The following is a 22,695-nucleotide window of genomic DNA, read 5'->3' as shown; positions in this document are numbered from 1 at the left end:
CCGGGTGGGCGACTGGCCACCGGGGCGTTCCGTTGGGAAGGTGTCGCCCACGGAACCGGTCGGCGCCGTGCGGCGTGGCTAGCTGACGACCGGGCCGCGATCACGGCGCATCACACGAGGTACAGGCGTCTGCCTGGGGAGGAACGAGCATGGGGTTCAAGAAGCTGCTGGCCAGCTTGGGGGCCGGAGGCGCGTCGGTGGAGACGGTGCTCTTCGAGGAGAACGTCGTGCCGGGCGGGGTCGTGCAGGGCGAGGTGCGGATCGAGGGCGGTTCGGTCGCCCAGCAGATCGAGAAGCTGTCGGTGGGCCTCCAGGCGCGGGTGGAGGTCGAGGGCGGCGAGCAGGAGTACAAGCGGGACGTGGAGTTCACCAAGCTCCAGCTCGGCGGGGCCTTCGAGGTGCAGGCCGGTGCGGTGCACACGGTGCCGTTCGGGCTGGAGATCCCGTGGGAGACGCCGGTGACGACGTTCCTCGGGCAGCAGCTGCACGGGATGCACGTCGGGGTGACGACGGAGCTGGCGATCGCCCGTGCGGTGGACTCCGGCGACCTCGACCCGGTCAACGTGCACCCGCTGCCCGCTCAGCAGGCCCTGCTGGACGCCTTCGGCCGGCTCGGCTTCCGGTTCAAGAGCGCGGACCTGGAGCAGGGGCACATCCGGGGTACCCGGCAGCGGCTGCCCTTCTACCAGGAGATCGAGTTCCACGCGCCGCAGCAGTACCGGGGTCTGAACCAGGTCGAGCTGTCCTTCGTGGCGGACGACCGGGAGATGGACGTGGTGCTGGAGATGGACAAGAAGGCGGGGCTGTTCAGCGAGGGCAGCGACACGTACCGCTCGTTCGTGGTGCCGCTGGACGGCTATCAGGAGACGGACTGGGCGGCCTACCTCAACCAGTGGCTGGCCGAGGTCGGCGGCCGGCGCAACTGGCTCTGACGGGGCCGTGTCGCACCCCCGGCCGGGCGCCGGGGGCCGCGGCGCAGGATCTAACCTGGCCGGACAGGTGTCCATTCGCGACTCAGGAGGTGCCCAGGTGTCCGAGCTCAAGCGCCGGCCGCTCCCGCACGATTTCCATCCGCCGGTGGCCGGGTTCACCGTGGTGAGCGACGAGGTGACCGACGGCGGCAGGCTCCCGTCGGCGCAGGTGCAGGCGGAGGGCAACACCTCGCCGCACCTGCGGTGGGAGGGCGCGCCGGAGGGGACCCGCAGCTACGCGGTCACCTGCTTCGACCCGGACGCGCCGACCGGCAGCGGTTTCTGGCACTGGTCGGTGTTCGACATTCCCGCGTCGGTCACCGAGCTGCCCGCCGGTGCCGGCAGCGGTGCCATGAAGGGGCTGCCGGAGGGCGCCGTGCACGTACGCAACGACGCGGGGACGCCGGACTTCACGGGTGCGGCGCCGCCGCCCGGTGACGGGCCGCACCGCTACGTCTTCACGGTGTACGCGGTGGACCAGGAGAAGCTGGGCCCGGACGCGGACGCGACGCCGGCCGTGGTCGGCTTCAATCTGCGGTTCCACGCGATCGGGCGGGCGCAGCTGATCGGCGAGTACGAGGTGCCGGCCGGCGACTGAGCGGTGGGCCGGTGCCGGGGGCTTGGCCGAAAGCGGCCAAGCCCCCGGCACCGGCCCTAATTCCGTTGCGCCCCGGCGCTTGTGCTCGCACAGTGGTGCATGGCTGGCAAACGGCGCGCAGGACGGCCGTCGGGCAGCCGGTACCGCAGCGGCGGGGACGGCGGGGCGCAGGTGTGTCGCCGGCCGTCTGCCGGAGTCCGTTCTCGTGTCGGACGGCCGCGTCGGCTGCCATACGCTCCGGGGTCCCGGCGAACGCACGGGGGTGGGGCCCCGGAGCGTGCCACCCGCTCCGCGCCGTGGCGTGCTTCCTTCCGCCCCCTCGCGCGCACCCGTACCTTCACCTCTCCGTCATCTCCCATCTCCCTTGTGGCGTGCGGAAATTGCGTTGTCCAGGGGATCACTGGAGCTGCACAGTGGAGCCACTTCGCCGAGCGGCGAACGGGGACCGGGAGGTGGACGGGATGCGCGAGACACTGGTGCTCAACGCGAGCTTCGAGCCGCTGGCGACGGTGTCGCTGCGGCGTGCGGTGGTGCTGGTCATGCAGGACAAGGCCGTGGTCGAGCAGGCGCATCCGGGGCTGCGCATCCGGGCCGCGGCGGTGGACGTACCGGTGCCCCGGGTGATCCGGCTGAGCCGGTACGTACGGGTGCCGTTCCGAAGACAGGCGGCGTGGTCGCGGCGGGGTGTGCTGGTGCGGGACCAGCACCGGTGCGCGTACTGCGGGCGGCGGGCGACGACCGTGGACCACATCGTGCCGCGGTCGCGCGGCGGCGGGGACAGCTGGCTGAACACGGTCGCGTCCTGCGTCGAGGACAATCACCGCAAGGCGGACCGGACGCCGGAGCAGGCGGGGATGCGGCTGCTGACCCGGCCGTTCGAGCCGACGCCCGCGGACGCGCTGGTGGCGGCGTTGGCCGGTTCCGTACGGGAGGAGCTGCCGGAGTGGCTGGGGCTGCCGGCGTAGCGTCCCGGCGGGTCAGTCGAGCAGCAGCTGGGTGATCGCCGCGATGCCGACGGCGACGATCACCCCGCGCAGTACGGCGGGTGGCAGCCGGCGGCCGATCCGGGCGCCGATCAGGCCGCCGAGGGCCGAGCCGGCGGCGATGAGGACGGCGGCGAGCCAGTCGATCTGCGCGGCGAAGAGGAAGAAGAGCGCGGCGACGCCGTTGACGAACAGGGCCAGCACGTTCTTGACGGCGTTGAGGCGTTGCAGGTCTTCGCTGAGCAGCAGGCCCATCAGGGAGAGGTAGATGACTCCCTGGGCGGCGCCGAAATAGCCGCCGTACATGCTCGCGAAGAAGAGTCCGGTCAGCAGCAGGGCACCACCGTCCGCACGGACGGTGGTGCCGTTGCGTTCGCGGCGGGCGCGCAGGGCGGCGGCGAGCCGGGGCTGGAGGACGACGAGGACGAGCGCCACGGCGATCAGGGCGGGCACGATCGCGTCGAAGGCGTCGGAGGGCAGCACCAGGAGGAGGGCCGCGCCGATCAGCCCGCCGGCCAGGGCCGCGGCGCCGAAGCGTCGTATGCGGCGCCCCTGGCCGGCCAGTTCGCGGCGGTAGCCGAAGGCGCCGCTGAGCGAACCGGGCACCAGGCCGAGGGTGTTGGAGACGTTGGCGGTGACCGGTGGCAGCCCGACGGCCAGCAGGACCGGGAAGGTGATCAGGGTTCCGGAGCCGACGACGACGTTGATCGCGCCGGCCGCACCGCCCGCGCCGAAGACGGCGAGCGCTTCCCAGACGGTCATACGGGCTCCCTCGTACATGATCGGTACGGTCCGGCCTGATCATGCACCAGGGCCCGTCCCCGGGAACAGCACTTTCGTGCGTGCTGCCGGGGGCGGGCCCTGGGGAGAACCGGGCCGGTCCTGGGAGGAACCGGGTCAGTCGATGGGCGGCTGTTCGCGGTGGGGGGCGGACTTGGTCATGCCGGGGCCGCCGGCCGGGGCGCCGCCGCCCGCGGGGTTGAAGCTGTTGATGGCGCCGCCGAGGCCCTTGAGGGCGTCGCCGATCTCGCTGGGCACGATCCAGAGCTTGTTGGCGTCGCCCTCGGCGATCTTCGGCAGCATCTGGAGGTACTGGTAGGACAGCAGCTTCTGGTCCGGATCGCCGGCGTGGATGGACTCGAAGACCACCCGGATCGCCTGCGCCTCGCCCTCGGCGCGCAGCGCGGCGGCCTTGGCCTCACCTTCGGCGCGCAGGATCGAGGACTGCTTCTCACCTTCGGCGGTGAGGATCTGGGACTGCCGGACACCTTCGGCCTGGAGGATGGCGGCACGCTTGTCACGGTCGGCGCGCATCTGCTTCTCCATCGAGTCCTGGATGGAGGTCGGCGGCTCGATGGCCTTGAGCTCGACGCGGTTGACGCGGATGCCCCACTTGCCGGTGGCCTCGTCCAGGACGCCGCGCAGGGCCGCGTTGATCTCCTCGCGGGAGGTCAGGGTCCGCTCCAGGTCCATACCGCCGATGATGTTGCGCAGGGTCGTGACGGTCAGCTGCTCGATCGCCTGGATGTAGCTGGCGACCTCGTACGTCGCGGCGCGCGCGTCGGTGACCTGGTAATAGATGACGGTGTCGATGTTCACGACCAGGTTGTCCTGGGTGATCACCGGCTGCGGCGGGAAGGGGACGACCTGTTCGCGCAGGTCGATGCGGTTGCGGATGGAGTCGATGAACGGGACGACGATGTTCAGGCCCGCGTTCAGGGTGCGGGTGTAGCGGCCGAAGCGCTCGACGATGGCGGCGCTGGCCTGCGGGATGACCTGGATCGTTTTGATGAGTGCGATGAAAACGAGCACCACCAGGATGATCAGGACGATGATGATCGGTTGCACTGCGGCTCCCCGGTACCCCTCGGTTGCTGACTGCGGCGGCCTGTGCCGGCCCGGTCTTGATCGAGTCTTTCAGAGCGACCGGCCGGCACGCAGGCGCTTCGCCCGATCCGTGCGCTCGTACGACGACCGGCCGGTCCGCTCACATGACGACCGCGGTGGCACCTTCGATCTCCACCACGTCCACCTTCTGGCCCGGTTCGTAGACCTGGTCCGCGTCCAGCGCGCGGGCGGACCAGACCTCGCCGCCCAGCTTGACCCGGCCGCCGGAGGCGTCGACCCGCTCCAGGACCGTGGCGGAGCGGCCCTTGAGGGCGTCGATTCCCGAGGCCAGTTGCGGGCGTTGGTTCCGGTGGCGGTTGGCGATGGGGCGTACCACCGCGATCAGCGCGACCGAGACGGCGGCGAAGACGACGAACTGCATGACCGTGCCTCCGCCGAGTCCCGCGGTGACGGCGCCGGCGACGGCACCGACCGCGAGCATGCCGAACTCCGGCATCGCGGTCACGACGAGCGGAATGCCCAGTCCTACGGCGGCGACGAGCCACCACACCCATGGATCCACGCCTTCATGGTAGATCCGCCGGACGGCCCGGGACAGGGGCCGTCCGGTCAGGAAGAGCGCGGCGCCGGCAGGCCGTTCAGGAGAGCGGCAGGCCCTGGGCGGTCCAGCGGTCGCCGTTGCGCTCGACGACCAGCGGCAGGCCGAAGCAGTGCGAGAGGTTGCTGGAGGTCAGCTCCAGGTCGAGCGGTCCGGCGGACAGGACCTTGCCCTGGCGGATCATCAGGACGTGGGTGAAGCCCGGCGGGATCTCCTCGACGTGGTGGGTGACCATGATCATGGAGGGGGCGTACGGGTCGCGGGCGAGCCGGCCGAGGCGGCGTACGAGGTCCTCGCGGCCGCCGAGGTCGAGGCCGGCCGCGGGCTCGTCCAGGAGGAGCAGCTCGGGGTCGGTCATCATGGCGCGGGCGATGAGGGTGCGCTTGCGCTCGCCCTCGGAGAGGGTGCCGAACTTCCGGTCGAGGTAGTCGTTCATGCCGAGCCGGTCGAGGAAGGCGCGGGCGCGCTGCTCGTCGATGTCCTCGTACTGCTCGCGCCAGCCGGCGGTCATGCCGTACGCGGCGGTGAGCACGGTCTGCAGGACGGTCTGGCTGCGCGGCAGCTTGTCGGCGAGGGCGATGCCGGCCACGCCGATGCGCGGGCGCAGGTCGAAGACGTCGACCTTGCCGAGGGTCTCGCCGAGGATCGAGGCGGTGCCGGTGCTCGGGAAGACGTAGCTGGAGGCGACGTTGAGCAGGGTGGTCTTGCCGGCGCCGTTGGGGCCGAGGATCACCCAGCGCTCGCCCTCCTTGACCGACCAGGAGACCTGGTCCACCAGAGCCCGTCCTTCGCGGACCACGGATACGTCCACCAGCTCCAGCACATCGCTCATGAGCGCGTTGTCTCCCATTGCATATCGGTCGGTCTCGTGCGCCTGTGGGCGCATCCCCCCTGCAAACCTACGCCACTCGATGTCAGTGCCTGTCCTTAGGCTGGGGACATGCTCGATGAACCTCGTTCGGGACGGCTGGCCGCGTGGGGAAATGCCCTGTTGGCCGGGCTTGTCTCACCTGATGAAGCCGCACAGCGGATCGCGGAGGACGACGCGGTGCACCGCGTGCGGGGCCTGCCCGGGGAGCCGGGCCCGGTCGGGCTGACGCTCGCCCTGGGACGGCTGCGGGCGCTGGGCGCGACCGGCCTGCGGGTGGCACTGCCGGTGCCCGGGCATCCGCTGGGACTGAGCGGCCCCGCGGAGTTCAACGCGCGGGCGATGGAGGCCGAGGAGGCGGTGCTGGTGTCCGGGGCGGCGCTCGGGCTCGTCCCGGAGGTGTGGGAGTCCGGCCCGGAGGGCGCCGGGGTGCCGCGCGAGGACGTGCATGTCGAGGTGGTCTGGCAGTGCCTGCCCGTCCGGGACGCTCCCCCGGCGGACGTGCCCTCGCTCGGTGAGGCGGAGCGGGAGCTGGCGGAGGCGCTGCGGGAGGCGACCGAGGTCCTCTCCCGGCTGGACGTGGCGGGGTCCGGGCCGGTCGCCCAGGCGGCGCTGGAGGCGTACCGCGCGCGGGCCGAGGCCGGGCGGCAGGTGCTGGCGCCCGGGTATCCGCCGCGGGCGGTGCGGGTGCTGGAGCTGGCGCAGCGGGTCGGCGCGCTCATCGGTATCGCGCGGGGCGCCGGCGGGGACGGGCGGGAGCACGGCGGTGCGGTGAGCGCGTCCGAGATGGCGGCGCGGGCCGAGGCGCTGCGTCCGGTGGAGCGCACGGCCCGGCGGGCCCAGGTGGCGGCGTACAACGCGTACGTGGAGGAGGCGGAGCGGCGCCGGGGGTGAGCGCCGGGGGCGGGGCCCGGAGGGGCGCCGGAGGGCGCGGCCGGGCCGGCTCCGTACGGGAAAGGCCCCGCCGGCCGGGATGCGGTCGGACGGGGCCTTCGGACGGACGCGGGTGCTGACGCGGTCCGGGAGGTGCGGCGGGGTGTGCCGTGGATCAGCGGTTCGCGGCGGCGTTGCCGTGAGCCGGGTTCAGCACGCCGACGACGCTGACGGTGTTGCCGGAGACGTTGACGGGCACGCTCACGGGGGCCTGTACGAGATTGCCCGAGAGGACACCGGGGGACTTGACGGCCGCGCCGTTGGCGTGCGCGTGTCCGGTCGCGGCGGCGGACCCGGCGGCGGCACCGGCGGCCAGTCCGGCGGTGGCGAGGACGAAGGCGGCCTTCTTGGCGGTGTTCATGGAAGTGTGTTCCTCACGTGTCGGCGCGGGGCCGTGGGGTGGTGGTCATCGGGTGCTCGGCGAGGCCGGCCCGTCGGGGGTGGGTGGCCGGGCCGGCCTGTCGCGCGGAGACGGTCAGGAGTTGTGGCCGCGGTTCCCGAAGGCCGGGTTCAGGACGCCGACGACCGAGACGGTGTTGCCGGTGACGTTGACCGGGACGTGCACCGGGACCTGGAGCAGGTTGCCGGAGGCGACGCCGGGGGAGTTCACGGCGTGGCCCTGGGCGACACCCTGGGCGGAGGCGATACCGGCACCGGCGACGGCGAGCCCGCCCGTGGCGATCGTGACGGCCACGGCCCTCTTGATGTTCTTCACTTCTCTGAACCTCTCCTCACAACGGCCGCGGTCGACTTCCGCGGCACGTCATGGAGAACGGCCGGACGCCTGACGGGTTGCGCCACCCGGGTGACGTACACCCGACGGTATGAATCTCGGATGGGATGACGGCGAACCGGCGCACGCCCTGATAGTCGGACCGGCGCCGGGCGACGCCGGTCCGCCGGTGCGGCAGCCGGCCCGCCGCCACTCCGGCTCTCAGGCGCCGATGCCGTGCCGGACCGCCCAGAGGGCGGCCTGGGTGCGGTCGGCCAGGTCCAGCTTCATCAGGATGTTGGACACATGGGTCTTGACGGTCTTCTCGGACAGCACCAGCGCGCGGGCGATCTCCCGGTTGGAGCGGCCGTCCGCTATCAGGCCGAGGACTTCGCGCTCCCGCTCGGTCAGCGAGGTGCCGCGCCCCTGCCCGTTGTTGCCGTCCTCCTGGGAGAGCAGCGCGCCGGCCACCTCGGGCTGGAGCAGGACGTGTCCGGCGTGCACGGAACGGATCGCGCCGGCCAGCGCGTCCGGGTCGACGTCCTTGTAGACGTAGCCCGCGGCGCCCGCGCGGAGCGCCGGGACGACGGTGCGCTGTTCGGTGAAGCTGGTGACGACCAGCACGCGGGCCGGGTTGTCCAGTTCGCGCAGCTTGCGGAGGGCTTCGATACCGTCCGTGCCCGGCATCTTGACGTCCATCAGGACGACGTCCGGGCGCAGTTGCTCGGCGGCGGCGATGCCCTCGGCGCCGTCGGACGCCTCCCCCACCACCTCGATGTCGTCCTGGACCTCCAGGAACGTGCGCAGTCCGCGGCGGACGACCTGGTGGTCGTCCACCAACAGCACCCGAATAGCTCCGGTGTCACCCACCAGGCACCTCCATCTCCACAGCGGTGCCCTTGCCGGGCTCCGATTCCACGGTGAGCCGGCCGCCGACACCGCTCGCCCGGTCGCGCATCGACACCAGGCCCAGGTGACGGCCCGCGCGGCGGACCGCGCCGGTGTCGAAGCCGCGGCCGTCGTCGGCGACGCGCAGCAGGGCGCCCTGGCCGTGCCGTACGAGGGTGACCTCGACGCGGTCGGCGCCGGCGTGCCGCAGGGCGTTGTGCAGGGCTTCCTGGGCGACCCGCAGCAGTGCTTCCTCCTGGGCGGCGGGCAGGGCGCGGACGCCCTGGGCCTCGAAGGTGACGTGTGCGTGGTGGGCGCGGTCCAGGACCTGGGTCTGCGAGCGCAGGGTGGCGACGAGGCCGTCCTCGTCCAGGGCGGCGGGCCGCAACTCGACGACGGCGGCGCGCAGTTCGTCGGCGGCTTCCGCGGCGAGGGCGGCGACCTGCTGCAACTCGCCCTTGGCGCGCGCCGGGTCGCGGTCCACCAGGGCGGTGGCGGCCTGGGCGGTCAGCCGCAGCGAGAAGAGTTTCTGGGCGACGGCGTCGTGCAGTTCGTGGGCGAGCCGGGCCCGCTCCCCCGCGATGGTCAGTTCGCGGCTGCGCTCGTAGAGACGGGCGTTGGTCAGGGCGATGGCGGCGTGCTGGGCGAGTATGCCGAGCAGCCGTTCGTCCTCGGCGGTGAAGCCGCAGCCGCCCGCGGGCTTGGGGCACTTCTTGTTGGCGAGGAAGAGCGCGCCGAGGATCTCGTCGCCGTCGGCGACCGGCAGGCCGATGAAGTCGGACATGTCCGGGTGGGCGGCGGGCCAGCCGCCGAAGCGGGGGTCGGCGCGGACGTCGGCGAGCCGCTCCGGGGTGGCGTTGTGCAGCATCGCGGCGAGGATGCCGTGCTGGCGCGGCAGCGGGCCGATGGCCTTCCACTGCTCCTCGCTGACGCCGTCGACCACGAACTGGGCGAAACCGCCGTGGTCGTCGGGCACGCCGAGGGCAGCGTACTCGGCGTCGAGCAGTTCGCGGGCGGAGGCGACGATCGTCTTGAGCACGTCGCGCACCTCCAGGTGCCGGCTCATGGCGAGGATCGCGCTGCTCACGGCGGGGATCCCGGCGCCCGGCCCGTCTCCCGGCCCGTGTCCGTCTCCCGGTCCGTTGGTCATGGCTTCACGGTACCGGCGGGCACTGACAGCCGTATCGGACCACCGGCGGCCTTCGTCTGGGTCCACCGGACTAGGGCGAAGTGCCCTCGGCCGTCCCGCCCGCTGCCCGAGGTGGCCCGGGCCGTCCGGTTCCTAGCGTGAGCAGCGAGGACGTATTTCGGGGCGGCGACGGCGCCCATCGAGGCGAGAGGCGGTTCGGGCCATGCCGGTGGCGGTCATCACGGGAGCATCGAAGGGGCTGGGGCGTGCGCTGGGCGCGGCGCTGGCCGGGCGCGGCTGGGATCTGGTGGTGGACGCCAGGTCGGCCGGGCCGCTGGAGGAGGCGGCGCGGGGGCTGCGCCGGGCGGGGGCGCGGGTGGTGGCGCTGCCCGGGGACGTGGCGGACGCCGCGCACCGGGCGGAGCTGGTGGCCGCGGCGCGGGAGCTGGGCGGGCTGGATCTGCTGGTGAACAACGCGAGCGTGCTGGGTGCCGAGCCGCTGGTGCGGCTGGAGGCGCAGCCGCTGGACGGGCTGCGGGCGGCGCTGGAGGTCAACGCGGTGGCGCCGCTGGGGCTCGTACAGGAGGCGCTGCCGTTGCTGCGGGCGTCGAAGCTCTTCGCGGGGTCCGCCTCTTCCCCTCATACAGGGGATGGCGACGCCCCTTCTTCTCATACAGGGACAGAGAGCAGCAAAGCGCCCGGCTCCGGTGGGGCCGTGCTCAACATCAGTTCCGACGCGGCGGCCGAGGCGTACGAGACCTGGGGCGGTTACGGGGCGGCGAAGGCGGCGCTCGACCAGCTCTCGGCGGTGCTGGCGGTCGAGGAGCCGGGGCTGCGCGTGTGGTGGGTGGACCCGGGCGACATGCGGACGGATCTGTACGCGGCAGCCGTGCCGGACGACGACGGCTCCCGGCGCCCGCTGCCCGAGACGGTCGTACCGGCGCTGCTGCGGCTGCTGGACGCCGGTGCGGCCGACGGGCGGTACGCGGCGCCGGGCCTGCTGGACGGTGTCCGGTGACCGCCGAGGTGCTGCGGGTGCCGGCGGAGCTGTCGGCACGGGAGCCGGCCGAGCAGCGCGCGCCGGGCCGGGGCCGGGACGCGGTGCGCCTCCTGGTCAGCCGGGGCACGGCGGAGCCGGCGCACCACGCGTTCCGGGAGCTGCCGGAGCTGCTGTCGGCCGGGGACGTGCTGGTGGTGAACACTTCGCGCACCCTGCCGGCGGCGGTGGACGGCCGGATCGGGGACGGGCGGGGCCGCGGCGAGCCGGTGGTGGTGCACTTCTCGACGCGTGCGGACGGGCGGTATCCGCGTCCGGAGGCGGCGGCCGGGGACTGGGCGGTGGAACTGCGGACGCCGGACGGCCGGGGCAGCACCCGGCAGCGGGCGGGCGGCCCGGCGGGCACGGTGGTGCGGCTGCCGGGCGGCGCGCGGCTGACGCTGCGGGCGCCGGTGGACCCCGGGAGCGTACGGCTGTGGTGGGCGCGGGTCTCGGGGGCGCCGGTGGCGGACGTGCTGCACCGGTACGGACGGCCGATCCGGTACGGCTACACGGACCGGGACCAGCCGCTGTCCGCGTACCAGACGGTGTTCGCGGTGGGTTCGCCGGACGGCGGGGGCAGTGCGGAGATGCCGAGTGCGGCGCGGCCGTTCACCGCGTCGCTGGTGGCGCGGCTGGTGAGCCGGGGCGTGCAGATCGCGCCGGTGACGCTGCACACGGGGGTGGCGTCGGCGGAGGCGTACGAGCCGCCGTACCCGGAGCGCTTCGCGGTGCCGCCGTCCACGGCGTGGCAGATCAACGCGGCACGGGCGGGTGGCGGCCGCACGGTGGCGGTGGGCACGACGGCGGTACGGGCCCTGGAGTCCGCCGCCGACGGGGCCGGGCGGATCCGGGCGGCGTCCGGATGGACGGATCTGGTCGTCACGCCGGAGCGCGGGGTGCGGGCGGTGGACGGGCTGCTGACCGGGCTGCACGAGCCGGAGGCGTCGCACCTGCTGATGCTGGCGGCGGTGGGGCGGGCGGCCGCGGGCGGCGCGGCCTTCGGGGACGCGCTGTGCCGGGCGTACGCGGAGGCCGTCCGGCAGCGCTACCTGTGGCACGAGTTCGGGGATCTCCACCTCGTACTGCCGGTCTGAGCTCCAGACTCGGAGCATGTCGACACCAACGAGGAACTGGACACCGACCCACGGCGATCCCTACCGGTCGGTGCCGTACCACCCGGAGCGGATGCCGGCCGGCGAATCGCTGGCCCGCGCCGCCGAGCTGCGGGAGCGGATGGACCGGCGGCGGACCGTCCGGCAGTTCTCCGCCGATCCGGTGCCGGAGCAGGTGGTGAAGGACGCCATCGCCTGCGCGGCCACCGCGCCCTCCGGCGCGCATCAGCAGCCCTGGACGTTCGTCCTGGTCAAGGACCCGGAGGTGCGGCGGCGCATCCGGGAGGCCGCGGAAGAGGAGGAACGTGTCTCCTACGCGGGGCGGCTCGGCGAGGAGTGGCTGGCGGCGCTGCGGCCACTGGGCACGGACGAGATCAAACCGCACCTGACGGACGCCCCGCACCTGGTCGTCGTCTTCCAGCAGCGGTACTGGCTGGGCCCGGACGGCACCAAGCACAAGCACTACTACGTGGACGAGTCGGTGGGCATCGCGGTCGGGATGCTGCTGTCCGCGCTGCACCTGTCGGGCCTGTCGGCGCTGGTGCACACGCCGAGCCCGATGCGCTTCCTCCAGGAGGTGCTGGGGCGCCCGGCGAACGAGAAGGCGTTCGCCGTGATTCCGGTCGGATATCCGGCCGAGGACTGTCGCGTACCGGATCTGGTGCGAAAGACCCTGGACCAGGTACTGGTGGAGATCTAATGCATTGACGCAGTGCGCGAAGGCAATCACACCGGGCAACTAAACCTCTTGCCCGGTGTGACGCCGCGCATAGGACCCACGTCACTTACGAACGGCATTAGTGGCGGTTCGGGACACGTACGACTTTTGGATGATGCGGGGTGTACCAGGGGTGGATCCGGTCGCGACGCCGGTATGACCCGGCGATGACGCGTTATCAGCACTCCGGGTTCCACTAAGCGGGATCGTAATTCGGCTCTTTGCCCGTCGAATTTCCGGCCGCTAACAATGACTCCCGTCGCTCGGCGCCGTGGACAGAACTCGGCGTTCACCGCCTTTCCCGGCCACAGCGGCGCACCCCCGTCGGATAGAGGTCAGTCCCCCCATGCCCCAGCACGCCATTCCCGGCTACGCCCGCCTGAACCGGACGCACAAGCTCTCGGCCGCCGGCGTCGCCGCGGCAGGTGCCGCCGCCCTGGTCTTCGCCCTCGTCCCGGGTTCGGCGGACGCCGGGCAGAACGACCAGGCCGCCCCCCAGAACGTCCGGCCGGTCGCCTTCAGCGCGGTCGACAACGCCGCCAAGACCCAGCAGGACACCATCGGCAAGCAGGCGGACGCCTCCGCGCAGCAGGCCGAGAAGGACGCCGCCGAGGCCAAGAAGAAGGCAGCGGACGAGGCGAAGGCCAAGGAAGAGGCCGACGCGAAGGCCAAGGCCGAGCAGGAGCGCAAGGACCAGGAGGCCGCGAGCCGGTCCGCCGACCGCGCCGCCGCCCCGGCCCCCGAGCCGGCCAAGACGTACAGCAACGACCTGGACGGCTGGATCCGCGAGTCGCTGGACATCATGCAGAAGCAGGGCATCCCCGGCTCCTACGACGGCATCTACCGCAACATCATGCGCGAGTCGACCGGCAACCCGCAGGCCGTCAACGGCTACGACTCCAACGCGCAGCAGGGCACCCCGTCCAAGGGCCTGCTCCAGGTCATCGACCCGACGTTCCAGGCGTACCACGTCGACGGCACGTCCTGGGACATCTTCGACCCGGTCGCCAACATCACCGCCGCGTGCAAGTACGCCGCCGCGACCTACGGCTCGATGGACAACGTGAACTCCGCGTACTGAGCCGGACGCACACACGCCGCGGGGCGGCACCCACTGTGGGTGCCGCCCCGCGGCGTTCGTCGTGCCGTGCGCGCTCCTACTTGCGCATGACCTCCGGCTCGTGGCGGCGCAGCAGCCGGGCCACCACGAAGGCGAGGGCCACGCCGAGCGCGAGCAGGATGACCAGGTCCATCGCGTAGACGCTCGCCTCGTGCTTCCACAGCGGGTCGGGGTTGCCCGCCTCCCACGGCAGCAGCGTGTTCATGTCGGCGGTCGCGCCCATCGCGGCCACCGCCCAGCGCGACGGCATCAGCCACGCCACCTGGGCCACGCCGACCGTGTCGAAGAGCTGGAAGAGCACGCCGGTGAAGACCACCTGCACGATGGCGAACATGACCAGCAGCGGCATGGTCTTCTCGGCGGTCTTGACCAGCGCCGAGATGATCAGGCCGAACATCATCGAGGTGAAACCGAGCGCGATGACCGCGAGCCCCATCTCGACGGCCGGCAGGTTCTTGAACAGCACGCCCTCGGTGGGCATCTTGCGCGGGCTGAAGCCGATCGCCGCGATGATCACGCCCTGGAAGGCGGTGACCACGCCGAGCACGATCACCTTGGACATCAGGTACGCGGAACGCGACAGGCCGGTGGCCCGCTCGCGCTCGTAGATGACCCGCTCCTTGATCAGCTCACGGACCGAGTTGGCGGCGCCCGAGAAGCACATGCCGACCGCCAGGATCAGCATGATCGTGCTGGCGTCGCGGTTGGGGCCCTTGGGCCCGTAGCCGAGGCCGTGCTGGCTGGGGATGAGGATGGAGACCACGCCGAGGACCGCGGGCAGGATCAGCATCAGGCCGAGGAAGCCGCGGTCGGAGGCGAGCACGGAGACATAGCGCCGCATCAGGGTCCACAGCTGCGAGCCCCAGCTCTGCGACTTCTGCATCCGGGCCGGAGGTGCCTGGACCGACACCGACTGCGGGGCGACGGCGTCGATGTCCGCGGCGTACATCTGGTAGTGCGGGGAGCCGCGCCAGCGGCCCATCCAGTCGTAGTCCCGGTAGTTCTCGAAGGCGGAGAAGACGTCCGCCCAGGAGTCGTACTGGAAGAAGTTCAGCGCCTCCTCCGGCGGGCCGAAGTAGGCCACACCGCCGCCCGGCGCCATCACCAGCAGCTTGTCGCACAGGGCCAGCTCGGCGACGGAGTGGGTGACCACCAGGACCGTACGGCCGTCGTCGGCGAGGCCGCGCAGCAGCTGCATGACGTCGCGGTCCATGCCCGGGTCCAGGCCGGAGGTGGGCTCGTCCAGGAATATCAGGGACGGCTTGGTCAGCAGCTCCAGGGCGACCGAGACGCGCTTGCGCTGGCCGCCGGACAGGGAGGTGACCTTCTTGTCCTTGTGGATGTCGAGCTTGAGCTCGCGCAGCACCTCGTCGATCCGGGCCGTGCGCTCGGCCTCGGCGGTGTCGCCGGGGAAGCGCAGCTTGGCCGCGTACTTGAGGGCCTTCTGGACGGTCAGCTCCTTGTGGAGGATGTCGTCCTGCGGGACCAGGCCGATGCGCTGGCGCAGCTCGGCGAACTGCTTGTAGAGGTTGCGGTTGTCGTACAGGACGTCGCCCTGGTCGGCGGGCCGGTAGCCGGTCAGCGCCTTGAGCAGGGTGGACTTGCCGGACCCGGACGGGCCGATCACCGCGACCAGCGACTTCTCCGGGACGCCGAAGGAGACGTCCTTGAGGATCTGCTTGCCGCCGTCGACCGTGACGGTCAGGTGGCGGGCGGAGAAGGACACCTCACCGGTGTCGACGAACTCCTCCAGCCGGTCGCCGACCAGCCGGAAGGTGGAGTGGCCGACGCCGATGATGTCGTTCGGGCCGACCGGCGCCTTGCCGGACTTGGGGACCGGCTGGCCGTTGATGTACGTACCGTTGTGGCTGCCGAGGTCGTGGATCTCGAAGCGGCCGTCGGGCGTGGCCCGGAACTCGGCGTGGTGCCGGGAGACCTGGAGGTCGGAGACGACCAGCTCGTTCTCCAGCGCGCGGCCGATGCGCATCACGCGGCCGAGGTCGAGGCGGTGGAACGTGGTCGGGCTGCGGTCTCCGTAGACCGGCGGGGCGGCGGCGCGGGACCGGTCGCCGGGGGGCTGCTGGGACGCGGGGGGCTGCTGGGACGCGACGGGTCCGCCCTGCGGGGGCCGCTGGGCGTACGGGGCCTGCGGCTGCTGGTTCCAGCCCTGTTGCTGCGGCACGTGGTGGGCCGGGGGCTGGTGCGGTGCCTGATGGGCGGGTGCCTGGTGGGCGGGTGCCTGGTGGGCGGGTGCCTGGTGGGCCGGGGGCTGGTGGGCGGGTGCCTGGTGGGCGGGTGCCTGGTGGGCCGGGGGCTGGTGGGCGGGTGCCTGACGGACCGGCGGCTGCTGGGCGTGCGGCGGCGCGGCCCAGCCAGGCCCGCCCTGCTGCTGCGGCGCGGGCCTGGCGGCCTGCGGCGGAGCCATCGCGGTCTGCGCGCCGTGCACACCGGCCGGCGCGGCACTGCCGGACAGGGTCAGCCGCGGGCCGTCGGTGGCGTTGCCGAGATGCACCGCGGAGCCGGGGCCGATCTCCAGCTGGTGGATCCGCTGCCCCTGGACGTACGTGCCGTTGGTGCTGCCCTGGTCTTCGATGACCCAACTGCGCCCGCCCCAGCGCACGGTGGCGTGCCGCCAGGAGACCCTGGCGTCGTCCAGCACCATGTCGCCCTGCGGATCCCGGCCCAGGCTGTAGGACCGGGACGGGTCGAGCGTCCAGGTCCGTCCGTTCAATTCGAGTACGAGTTCAGGCACTCCATGCCCCATTACATAGTCCCCCGAGTGACGCCCTGTATGGGAAGTCTAGGGATGGCGAACATCGTGAGGAACTATTTCAGGCGCGGTGCCCGGAGCCAAAAAACCGGTCGCGCAAGGTCATGAGCCGGCTGCGTTGACGGCGGCGAAAGGCCCACGGAGAGTGGTAAGCGCCCACGGATGCCCATGGATGCCCATGGATGCGTACGGATCATGGCATCGCGCGCGTTCGGGGCGACCCGTCTCGGATCGGGGGGCTGCCGATGACCGCCGCGAGGACCGCGGGAATCCGCTGGGGCGATGTGGCGCTGTCCGCCGTCGCCGCGGTCAGCTGGGCGTTCCTGGCGATGGCCGGGGTGGCCGCGCTGGGGCTGCACCTGCTGGGCGCCGACTCGGCGGCGTCGCTCGGGCCGTTGACGGCCGCGGCAGTGGTGCTGGCCGTGGGCGGTTCGGTGACGCCGTCGGGCGATGTGAGCGCCTTCGGGCTGGAGGGGCAGGCCGCCCGGTCCGCCGTCGACCTCGCCCCGTTGGGCGTGGGACTGGTGGGTGCCCTGGTGCTGGGCTGGGTGTTCGCCCGCTCGCTGCGCCGGGCCGGCGCGACGATCGGGTGGGGCGAACTGGCCGCCCGGGCCGGCGCGACGGCAGGGCTGTTCGTCGCCCTGCTGGCCTTCCTGGCCTGGGCCGGACACGGCTCCGTGACGATCGACGGCAAGACGCTGGCCGGACTGGGCGGGCTGCTCGGCGGCGGGGGCGGCGGCTCGGGCGGCGGCAGCGGCGACGGCGGACTGCTGGACCGGCTGCGCGACGGCCTGGGGGACCTCGGGATCGGCGACGGCGGCGACGACAACGGCGGGCTGCCCGGTCGGATCGCCGATCTCATCGGCGCCGAGGCGTCCGTCGGGTTCGCGGTGAACACCGGCGCCTCCCTCGCCGGCGGCGCGGTGTGGGTGCTGGGGGTACTGGTCATCACGGTGCTGGCGGCCCGGCGGGCACCGCTGCCCCGTGCGCTGGAGGCGGCCCACCGCTTCGTACGGCCCGCCGCGTCGGCGCTGGTCACGGTGGCGCTGGTCGCGGTGGCCGCGGGCCTGGCGGCAGCCGGGTACGCGGCCGTCGGCGACGACCACCCAGGGCGCGTGCTGGGCGCGGCGCTGCTCGCCGCCCCGAACGGCGTCTGGCTCGGCATCCCGCTCGGCCTGTTCGTCCCCTGGCACGGCAGCGCGTCCGGCGTCCTCACCCGGTTCCTGCCCGACCCCGTGGACCGGCTGCTCGACGGGCGCGACGACATCCAGGTGACCGTCGGACGGCTCGCCGAGCTGGACGGCCGGGTGTGGCTGCTGCCGGTGGCCGCCGCGCTGCTGATGCTGCTCGCGGGCGTGCTCACGGCGGTCCGTACGCCACGGGAGGGCGTCCGGACGCTGCCGTTCGCCCTGCGGTGCGCGGCCGGACCGGGCGGGCTGACGGCGCTGACACTGCCGCTGTGGGTCCACCTGACCGGCGTCTCGGCCAACGCGAGTCTGTCCGTCTTCGGGTTCGACGCCTTCGGCGCGGGGCTGGAGCTGCGCGGGAGCGTGCCGGCGGCGTTCGCGCTGGGGGCGGTGTGGGGGGCGGCGGCGGGCCTGCTGGGCGGGCTGCTGGCGTGCGCCACCGGGGCCGCGGGGCGGCGGGCGGTACGGCTGCCCGGACCAGCGGCGTCGTTGGAGGGCGGGCGGGAGTACGTACGGGAGGAGGGCGGGAGGCACGGGGCCCGTACGCAGGATGCCCGTACGCACGATCCTCGTACCCAGGGCTCCCGGGAGCAGGACGCTCGTACGCAGAACGCCCGCATGCAGGGTTACGGGCGTCCCGGCACCCAGGACTACCCCGACGCCGCCTACCGGCCCGGCCCGTACACCCCCTCCCCCGCCTACCGGCCGCCGCACGCCGACACCAACCCCTACATGCGCCCGCCGCAGGAGGCGGAGCCGCCCGGGGCCTCTCCCGGGGCGCCCTCCGGCAGGCCGTCGACGGCCGGTGAGCCGCCGCGCAGGCAGAGCTGGCCGACGCCACCGCAGGGGCCCTTGCCGGAGACCCAGACCTGGCCGCCACCGCCGGAGCAGCCCCCGCACACCCGGGACTGGAACCCGCCGCCCGCCGGGCACGCGGCACCGACGGCCCGCCGCCCCGGGAGCAGGCCGCCGGAGGCCCCTCCGCCGCCCGAGTCCCACCCCACGGTGGGCGACGGGCACCGGCCGCCGCCTCCCCCGCGTCCCCCGGTGCCGCCGAAGCCGCGCGGCAGGCCGCGGCAGCGGCGCGAGGACCCGGCCGAGGGGACGCCCGAGAGGCCGCCTGATGGGCCACCTCAAGATCCGCCCCAAGGCCCGCCACCCCCCGGACAGCCAGGAGAAGGGCGCTGAGCAGGGAGGCCGGGCCGGGCGCCGAGCAGGAGGCCGTCCGTACCACGGACACCTGTACGGCGGCCGGCGCGGTCCGGTTACCGTAAGAGCACCATGAGCGCATCGCAGATCCCGCCTGCCACCGCCGTACCGGGCGACGACGTACCGACCCTTCTCGTCAAGATCTTCGGCAAGGACCGGCCCGGCATCACCGCCGGGCTCTTCGACACTCTCGCCGCCTACTCCGTCGACGTCGTCGACATCGAGCAGGTGGTCACCCGGGGCCGCATTGTGCTGTGCGTCCTGATCACCTCCCCCGTCCCGGCCGGCGGCTCGTCCGGCGTCACCGAGGGCGACCTGCGGGCCACCGTGCACAGCTGGGCCGAGTCGCTGAACCTCCAGGCCGAGATCATCTCCGGCATCGGCGACAACCGGCCGCGCGGCACCGGCCGCTCGCACGTCACCGTCCTCGGCCACCCGCTCACCGCGGAGTCCACCGCCGCCATCGCCGCCGCGATCACCGGCACCGGCGGCAACATCGACCGTATCTTCCGGCTCGCCAAGTACCCCGTCACCGCCGTCGAGTTCGCGGTCTCCGGCACCCCGACCGAGCCGCTGCGCACCGCGCTGGCCACCGAGGCGGCCGCGCTCGGCGTGGATGTCGCGGTGGTCGCCTCGGGGTTGCAGCGCCGGGCGCAGCGGCTGGTCGTCATGGACGTCGACTCCACCCTCATCCAGGACGAGGTCATCGAGCTGTTCGCGGCGCACGCGGGCTGCGAGCAGGAGGTCGCCGAGGTCACCGCGGCGGCGATGCGCGGCGAGCTGGACTTCGAGGAGTCGCTGCACGCCCGCGTCGCGTTGCTGAAGGGCCTGGACGCGGGGGTGGTGGAGCTGGTGCGCAAGGAGGTACGGCTGACTCCCGGCGCGCGGACGCTCGTACGCACCCTGAAGCACCTGGGTTACCAAGTCGGTGTCGTGTCCGGCGGGTTCACCCAGGTCACCGACGCGCTCCAGGAGGAGCTGGGGCTGGACTTCGCGTCCGCCAACACGCTGGAGATAGTGGACGGCAAGCTCACGGGCAAGGTGACCGGCGAGATCGTGGACCGGGCGGGCAAGGCCCGGCTGCTGCGCCGCTTCGCGCACGAGGCCGGTGTGCCGCTGGCGCAGACCGTCGCGATCGGCGACGGCGCCAACGACCTGGACATGCTGAACGCGGCGGGTCTGGGCGTCGCCTTCAACGCCAAGCCGCTGGTGCGCCAGGCCGCGCACACGGCGGTGAACGTGCCGTTCCTGGACACCGTGCTGTACCTGCTGGGCATCACCCGCGAAGAGGTCGAGGCGGCGGACACGCACGACGACTGAGGGCTGCCTCTTCCGCCGGGCCCGCACGACGACCGGGAGCCGTCTCTCCCGCCGGGCCCGCACGACGGCTGAGTGCCTGCCCCTCCCTCCGGACACGCACGAGGGCTCCGGCGCACACGGCGCCGGAGCCCTCGTCCGTTCGGTGCGGCCGGGTCACCGGGTCAGGCGTGCGGCGCCCAGAAGGACACCAGGCGGCCGACGCCGTGCTCGACAGCCTTCCAGGAGCCGGTGAAGGTCAGCACGGCGACCGCGGAGGTCGGGAAGCCGCTGCGGTTCATCCGGGCCAGCAGGTCGCCCTCGGCCTCGCCCGCCAGCGCGTCGGCGAGGCCGTGCATCCCGGGGTTGTGGCCGACCAGCATCAGGTCGTGCACGTCTTCGGAGGTCTCGTTCAGCACGGCGATCAGTTCGCCGAGGGAGGCTTCGTACAGCCGCTCCTCGTAGACGGTCCGGGGGCGCTGCGGCAGCTCGCCCACGACGAGCTTCCAGGTCTCGCGCGTACGCGCGGCGGTCGAGCACAGGGTCAGGTCGGGGGTGATCCCGGCTCCGGCCAGCCAGTGACCGGCGACCGGGGCGTCCTTACGGCCTCGCTCCGCGAGGGGGCGCTCGTGGTCGCTCTCCTGCGACCAGTCGGCCTTGGCATGGCGGAGCAGGACAATCCGGCGAGGTGTTTCGGCGCTCATGTGTCCAGCTTCGCACGAAACGCAGCGCGGGGCGCGAGGTGTTGAGGCGCTCCCTCCGCAGGGTGAACGCTCCTGCGGGACGCCGCCGTCACCGGGCTCATCCGCCGATGCCGACGAGGCGGGCGAGGAATTCCAGGACGGGCGCCAGCTCCTGGGACGCGCTCACCGCGTGCGCCGTGGACGGTGCCGTCATGACGGCGAGCAGCGCGACGAAGGAGACCACGGCGAGGGCCACGGCCCACCAGGACAGGCCCGTGCGCGCGCCCGGGCGGCGGGGGACGGACGGCCTGCTGGAGACGGCGGACATCGGTGGCCTCCGGGGGCTTCGGCGGGGACGACGCGGCCGCGTGGTGCGGCCGCGCCCACCGCAGCGGCACGGTGTGCTCCGAACCTACGGTCCCTCGGGGGCCGTTCCCATCCGGTACGCCACCCACTTGCCCCTGACCCTGGCCCCCTAGGGGACGGTGGGGCTGTCCCCACCCCGTACGGCAGGACCGGCGCGCCGGGGTGCGTCAGGGTGAGGCGAGGCTCGCGATGACGGCGATGACGGCGGTCACGGCGAGCATCGCGCCCAGGACGATGAGCAGCTTCTTCTGTCCGCCCGGCGGATTCGGTTCGAGCACTGGCATGGCTTCAGTGTCGCACCTCGGCCTCGTCCTCCATCCGGCGGTCCCGGCCCGCGAGCATTCCGACGGCCATCTGGGGCACCATCAGCCCGGCCATCAGCGCGATGGGCTGCCCCCAGCCGCCGCTGTGCTGGTAGAGCGCGGCCACCAGGAGCGGCCCGGGGATGGAGATCAGGTAGCCGACGCTCTGCACGAAGGCGGACAGCCGTACGACGCCTTCGGCGCTGCGCGAGCGCATCCCGATCATGGTGAGGGCCAGCGGGAAGGAGCAGTTGGAGATGCCCATCAGCAGCGTCCAGACCCAGGCTCCGGAGGCCGGGGCCAGCCACAGTCCGGCGTAACCGGCCAGCCCGCACAGGCCGAGTCCGACGGCCAGCGGCCCCTGGTTGCGCATCCGGGCGGCCACCCGCGGCAGGACGAAGGACAGCGGTATGCCGATCGCCATGGTGACGGCGAGCAGCACGCCCGCGGTGCCCGCCGGGACCCCGGCGTCGCGGAAGATCTGCGCCATCCAGCCCATGGTGATGTAGGCGGCGGTGGCCTGGAGGCCGAAGAAGACGGCCAGCGCCCAGGCGGTCGGCGAGGTGCTCACCCGCAGCGTGGCGGCCGGGGCGGCGGGCCGCCCGGCGCCCGTACCGTCCGCCGCCCGGCGGCCGCGGACGACCGTGAGCCAGGGCAGGACGGCGAGGACGGCGAGCACCGCCCACACCGCGAGCCCGGACTGCCAGCTGCCGCTGAGTACGGCCGTGACGGGGACGGTCAGCGCCGCGGCGAGTGCGCTGCCCAGGGCGAGCGCCATCGAGTACAGGCCGGTCAGCGGGCCGACCCGGTCCGGGAACCAGGTCTTGATCACCACCGGCAGCAGGACGTTGCTGACCGCGATGCCCGCGAGGGCCAGCGCGGTGGCGGCGAGGAAGCCGGCGGTGCTGCCGGTGTAGGGCCGTACGACGACACCGACGGCGATCGCGGCCATGCCCGCGCAGACGACCGCGCCCGGGCCGAAGCGCCGGGCCAGCCGCGGGGCGGCGGTGCCGAAGACCGCGAAGCACAGGGCGGGTACGGAGGTGAGCAGCCCGGCCACGGTGGCGCTCATGCCCAGGCCGGACCGGACCTCTTCCATGAGCGGGCCGAGGCTGGTGATGGCGGGGCGGAGGTTGAGGGCGGCCAGGGCCAGGCCGGCGACCATGAGGAACGGCAGCCCTCGCCGGACGGCCGGGGCGCGGGCCGGCTCCGGCGCCGCGGCGGGCCCGGACCCTTGGGCCGGGTGCCGCTCCGGCGGGGTGTCCGGGGCCCCGGTGCCGGGGCCGAGGGTCGCGAGGGAGTCGTCTGTCATGGACAGCATCATAGAATCATGGGATGAATGCCTGTCCAGTGAATTCGCGCCCA

At 73.1% G+C, this 22,695-nt stretch carries 23 protein-coding genes; 10 read left to right on the top strand and 13 right to left on the bottom strand.

Features of this window, described 5'->3' with window-relative positions; genetic code table 11:
- Positions 1–149 precede the first annotated feature (149 nt).
- The 3 genes from OEIGOIKO_RS32835 to OEIGOIKO_RS32825 all read left to right on the top strand — a co-directional run bounded on the left by OEIGOIKO_RS32835 (position 150) and on the right by OEIGOIKO_RS32825 (position 2,534).
- Positions 150–932 carry a sporulation protein gene (locus OEIGOIKO_RS32835; RefSeq protein WP_125057084.1) on the top strand — a complete coding sequence of 261 codons (783 nt, stop codon included), beginning with the start codon at positions 150–152 and terminating at the stop codon, positions 930–932.
- Positions 933–1,029: 97 nt separating this feature from the next.
- A complete protein-coding gene (locus OEIGOIKO_RS32830; protein WP_125057083.1) occupies positions 1,030–1,569 on the top strand; it encodes a YbhB/YbcL family Raf kinase inhibitor-like protein in 540 nt (179 codons plus the stop codon).
- A gap of 461 nt (positions 1,570–2,030) precedes the next feature.
- A complete protein-coding gene (locus OEIGOIKO_RS32825; RefSeq protein WP_031010336.1) occupies positions 2,031–2,534 on the top strand; it encodes an HNH endonuclease in 504 nt (167 codons plus the stop codon).
- A 12-nt stretch (positions 2,535–2,546) separates the two neighbouring features.
- Here OEIGOIKO_RS32825 and OEIGOIKO_RS32820 read toward each other — a convergent pair whose 3' ends face one another.
- The 4 genes from OEIGOIKO_RS32820 to OEIGOIKO_RS32805 all read right to left on the bottom strand — a co-directional run bounded on the left by OEIGOIKO_RS32820 (position 2,547) and on the right by OEIGOIKO_RS32805 (position 5,830).
- Positions 2,547–3,314, bottom strand: coding sequence for a sulfite exporter TauE/SafE family protein (locus OEIGOIKO_RS32820; protein WP_125057082.1), 768 nt, complete (start codon positions 3,312–3,314; stop codon positions 2,547–2,549).
- A 135-nt stretch (positions 3,315–3,449) separates the two neighbouring features.
- Complete coding sequence (locus OEIGOIKO_RS32815; protein ID WP_031010341.1) at positions 3,450–4,400, bottom strand: SPFH domain-containing protein; 951 nt, start codon at positions 4,398–4,400, stop codon at positions 3,450–3,452.
- 139 nt (positions 4,401–4,539) lie between these two features.
- Positions 4,540–4,950: an NfeD family protein gene (locus OEIGOIKO_RS32810; RefSeq protein WP_031010343.1), complete on the bottom strand. Its 411-nt coding sequence runs from the start codon at positions 4,948–4,950 to the stop codon at positions 4,540–4,542.
- Between the two features lie 88 nt (positions 4,951–5,038).
- Positions 5,039–5,830: an ABC transporter ATP-binding protein gene (locus OEIGOIKO_RS32805; protein ID WP_125047871.1), complete on the bottom strand. Its 792-nt coding sequence runs from the start codon at positions 5,828–5,830 to the stop codon at positions 5,039–5,041.
- Between the two features lie 108 nt (positions 5,831–5,938).
- On the opposite strand from OEIGOIKO_RS32805, the gene OEIGOIKO_RS42255 reads away from it, so the two are divergent.
- Positions 5,939–6,760, top strand: coding sequence for a hypothetical protein (locus tag OEIGOIKO_RS42255; protein ID WP_125057081.1), 822 nt, complete (start codon positions 5,939–5,941; stop codon positions 6,758–6,760).
- A 154-nt stretch (positions 6,761–6,914) separates the two neighbouring features.
- Here the strand turns inward: OEIGOIKO_RS42255 and OEIGOIKO_RS32795 are convergent, their stop codons facing one another.
- From OEIGOIKO_RS32795 to OEIGOIKO_RS32780, 4 genes are all read right to left on the bottom strand, one after another.
- The gene (locus OEIGOIKO_RS32795; protein WP_125057080.1) at positions 6,915–7,160 is read right to left on the bottom strand and encodes a chaplin; all 246 of its coding nucleotides are present in this window, start codon (positions 7,158–7,160) and stop codon (positions 6,915–6,917) included.
- Positions 7,161–7,274: 114 nt separating this feature from the next.
- Positions 7,275–7,514 carry a chaplin gene (locus tag OEIGOIKO_RS32790; protein WP_125057079.1) on the bottom strand — a complete coding sequence of 80 codons (240 nt, stop codon included), beginning with the start codon at positions 7,512–7,514 and terminating at the stop codon, positions 7,275–7,277.
- A 219-nt stretch (positions 7,515–7,733) separates the two neighbouring features.
- On the bottom strand, positions 7,734–8,381 hold the full coding sequence (locus tag OEIGOIKO_RS32785; RefSeq protein WP_125057078.1) for a response regulator: 648 nt from the start codon (positions 8,379–8,381) through the stop codon (positions 7,734–7,736).
- A complete protein-coding gene (locus OEIGOIKO_RS32780) occupies positions 8,374–9,549 on the bottom strand; it encodes a GAF domain-containing sensor histidine kinase (protein WP_125057077.1) in 1,176 nt (391 codons plus the stop codon). The genes OEIGOIKO_RS32785 and OEIGOIKO_RS32780 overlap by 8 nt, the downstream gene beginning before the upstream one ends.
- Before the next feature lie 202 nt (positions 9,550–9,751).
- On the opposite strand from OEIGOIKO_RS32780, the gene OEIGOIKO_RS32775 reads away from it, so the two are divergent.
- The 4 genes from OEIGOIKO_RS32775 (at position 9,752) to OEIGOIKO_RS32760 (ending at position 13,478) form a co-directional block, all read left to right on the top strand.
- The gene (locus tag OEIGOIKO_RS32775) at positions 9,752–10,546 is read left to right on the top strand and encodes an SDR family NAD(P)-dependent oxidoreductase (protein WP_125057076.1); all 795 of its coding nucleotides are present in this window, start codon (positions 9,752–9,754) and stop codon (positions 10,544–10,546) included.
- Positions 10,543–11,661, top strand: coding sequence for an S-adenosylmethionine:tRNA ribosyltransferase-isomerase (locus OEIGOIKO_RS32770; protein WP_125057075.1), 1,119 nt, complete (start codon positions 10,543–10,545; stop codon positions 11,659–11,661). Before OEIGOIKO_RS32775 ends, OEIGOIKO_RS32770 begins: the two co-directional genes overlap by 4 nt.
- A gap of 16 nt (positions 11,662–11,677) precedes the next feature.
- Positions 11,678–12,379 carry a nitroreductase family protein gene (locus OEIGOIKO_RS32765; protein WP_174857256.1) on the top strand — a complete coding sequence of 234 codons (702 nt, stop codon included), beginning with the start codon at positions 11,678–11,680 and terminating at the stop codon, positions 12,377–12,379.
- A gap of 364 nt (positions 12,380–12,743) precedes the next feature.
- On the top strand, positions 12,744–13,478 hold the full coding sequence (locus tag OEIGOIKO_RS32760) for a transglycosylase SLT domain-containing protein (RefSeq protein WP_125057074.1): 735 nt from the start codon (positions 12,744–12,746) through the stop codon (positions 13,476–13,478).
- Positions 13,479–13,554: 76 nt separating this feature from the next.
- On the opposite strand, the gene OEIGOIKO_RS32755 is transcribed toward OEIGOIKO_RS32760, so the two are convergent.
- On the bottom strand, positions 13,555–16,281 hold the full coding sequence (locus OEIGOIKO_RS32755) for an FHA domain-containing protein (protein WP_125057073.1): 2,727 nt from the start codon (positions 16,279–16,281) through the stop codon (positions 13,555–13,557).
- Between the two features lie 251 nt (positions 16,282–16,532).
- Between OEIGOIKO_RS32755 and OEIGOIKO_RS32750 the strand changes: the two genes are divergently transcribed.
- On the top strand, positions 16,533–18,662 hold the full coding sequence (locus OEIGOIKO_RS32750) for a streptophobe family protein (RefSeq protein ID WP_125057072.1): 2,130 nt from the start codon (positions 16,533–16,535) through the stop codon (positions 18,660–18,662).
- 93 nt (positions 18,663–18,755) lie between these two features.
- Positions 18,756–20,003, top strand: a complete 1,248-nt coding sequence (serB, locus tag OEIGOIKO_RS32745) for a phosphoserine phosphatase SerB (RefSeq protein WP_031010382.1) — start codon at positions 18,756–18,758, stop codon at positions 20,001–20,003.
- A 161-nt stretch (positions 20,004–20,164) separates the two neighbouring features.
- Here serB and OEIGOIKO_RS32740 read toward each other — a convergent pair whose 3' ends face one another.
- The 4 genes from OEIGOIKO_RS32740 to OEIGOIKO_RS32730 form a co-directional block, all read right to left on the bottom strand.
- The gene (locus tag OEIGOIKO_RS32740) at positions 20,165–20,683 is read right to left on the bottom strand and encodes a SixA phosphatase family protein (protein ID WP_125057071.1); all 519 of its coding nucleotides are present in this window, start codon (positions 20,681–20,683) and stop codon (positions 20,165–20,167) included.
- A 97-nt stretch (positions 20,684–20,780) separates the two neighbouring features.
- On the bottom strand, positions 20,781–20,990 hold the full coding sequence (locus OEIGOIKO_RS32735) for a hypothetical protein (protein ID WP_125057070.1): 210 nt from the start codon (positions 20,988–20,990) through the stop codon (positions 20,781–20,783).
- 205 nt (positions 20,991–21,195) lie between these two features.
- A complete protein-coding gene (locus OEIGOIKO_RS43615; RefSeq protein ID WP_275126387.1) occupies positions 21,196–21,312 on the bottom strand; it encodes an SGM_5486 family transporter-associated protein in 117 nt (38 codons plus the stop codon).
- Between the two features lie 4 nt (positions 21,313–21,316).
- On the bottom strand, positions 21,317–22,642 hold the full coding sequence (locus OEIGOIKO_RS32730; protein WP_125057069.1) for a CynX/NimT family MFS transporter: 1,326 nt from the start codon (positions 22,640–22,642) through the stop codon (positions 21,317–21,319).
- Between the last annotated feature and the right edge of the window lie 53 nt (positions 22,643–22,695).

It is taken from the genome of Streptomyces paromomycinus, from assembly GCF_003865155.1.
In the GTDB taxonomy this organism is placed as follows: Bacteria; Actinomycetota; Actinomycetes; order Streptomycetales; family Streptomycetaceae; genus Streptomyces; species Streptomyces chrestomyceticus.
Note: the sequence above shows the minus strand (reverse complement) of the source record. Positions and strands in the feature narration are given on the sequence as shown.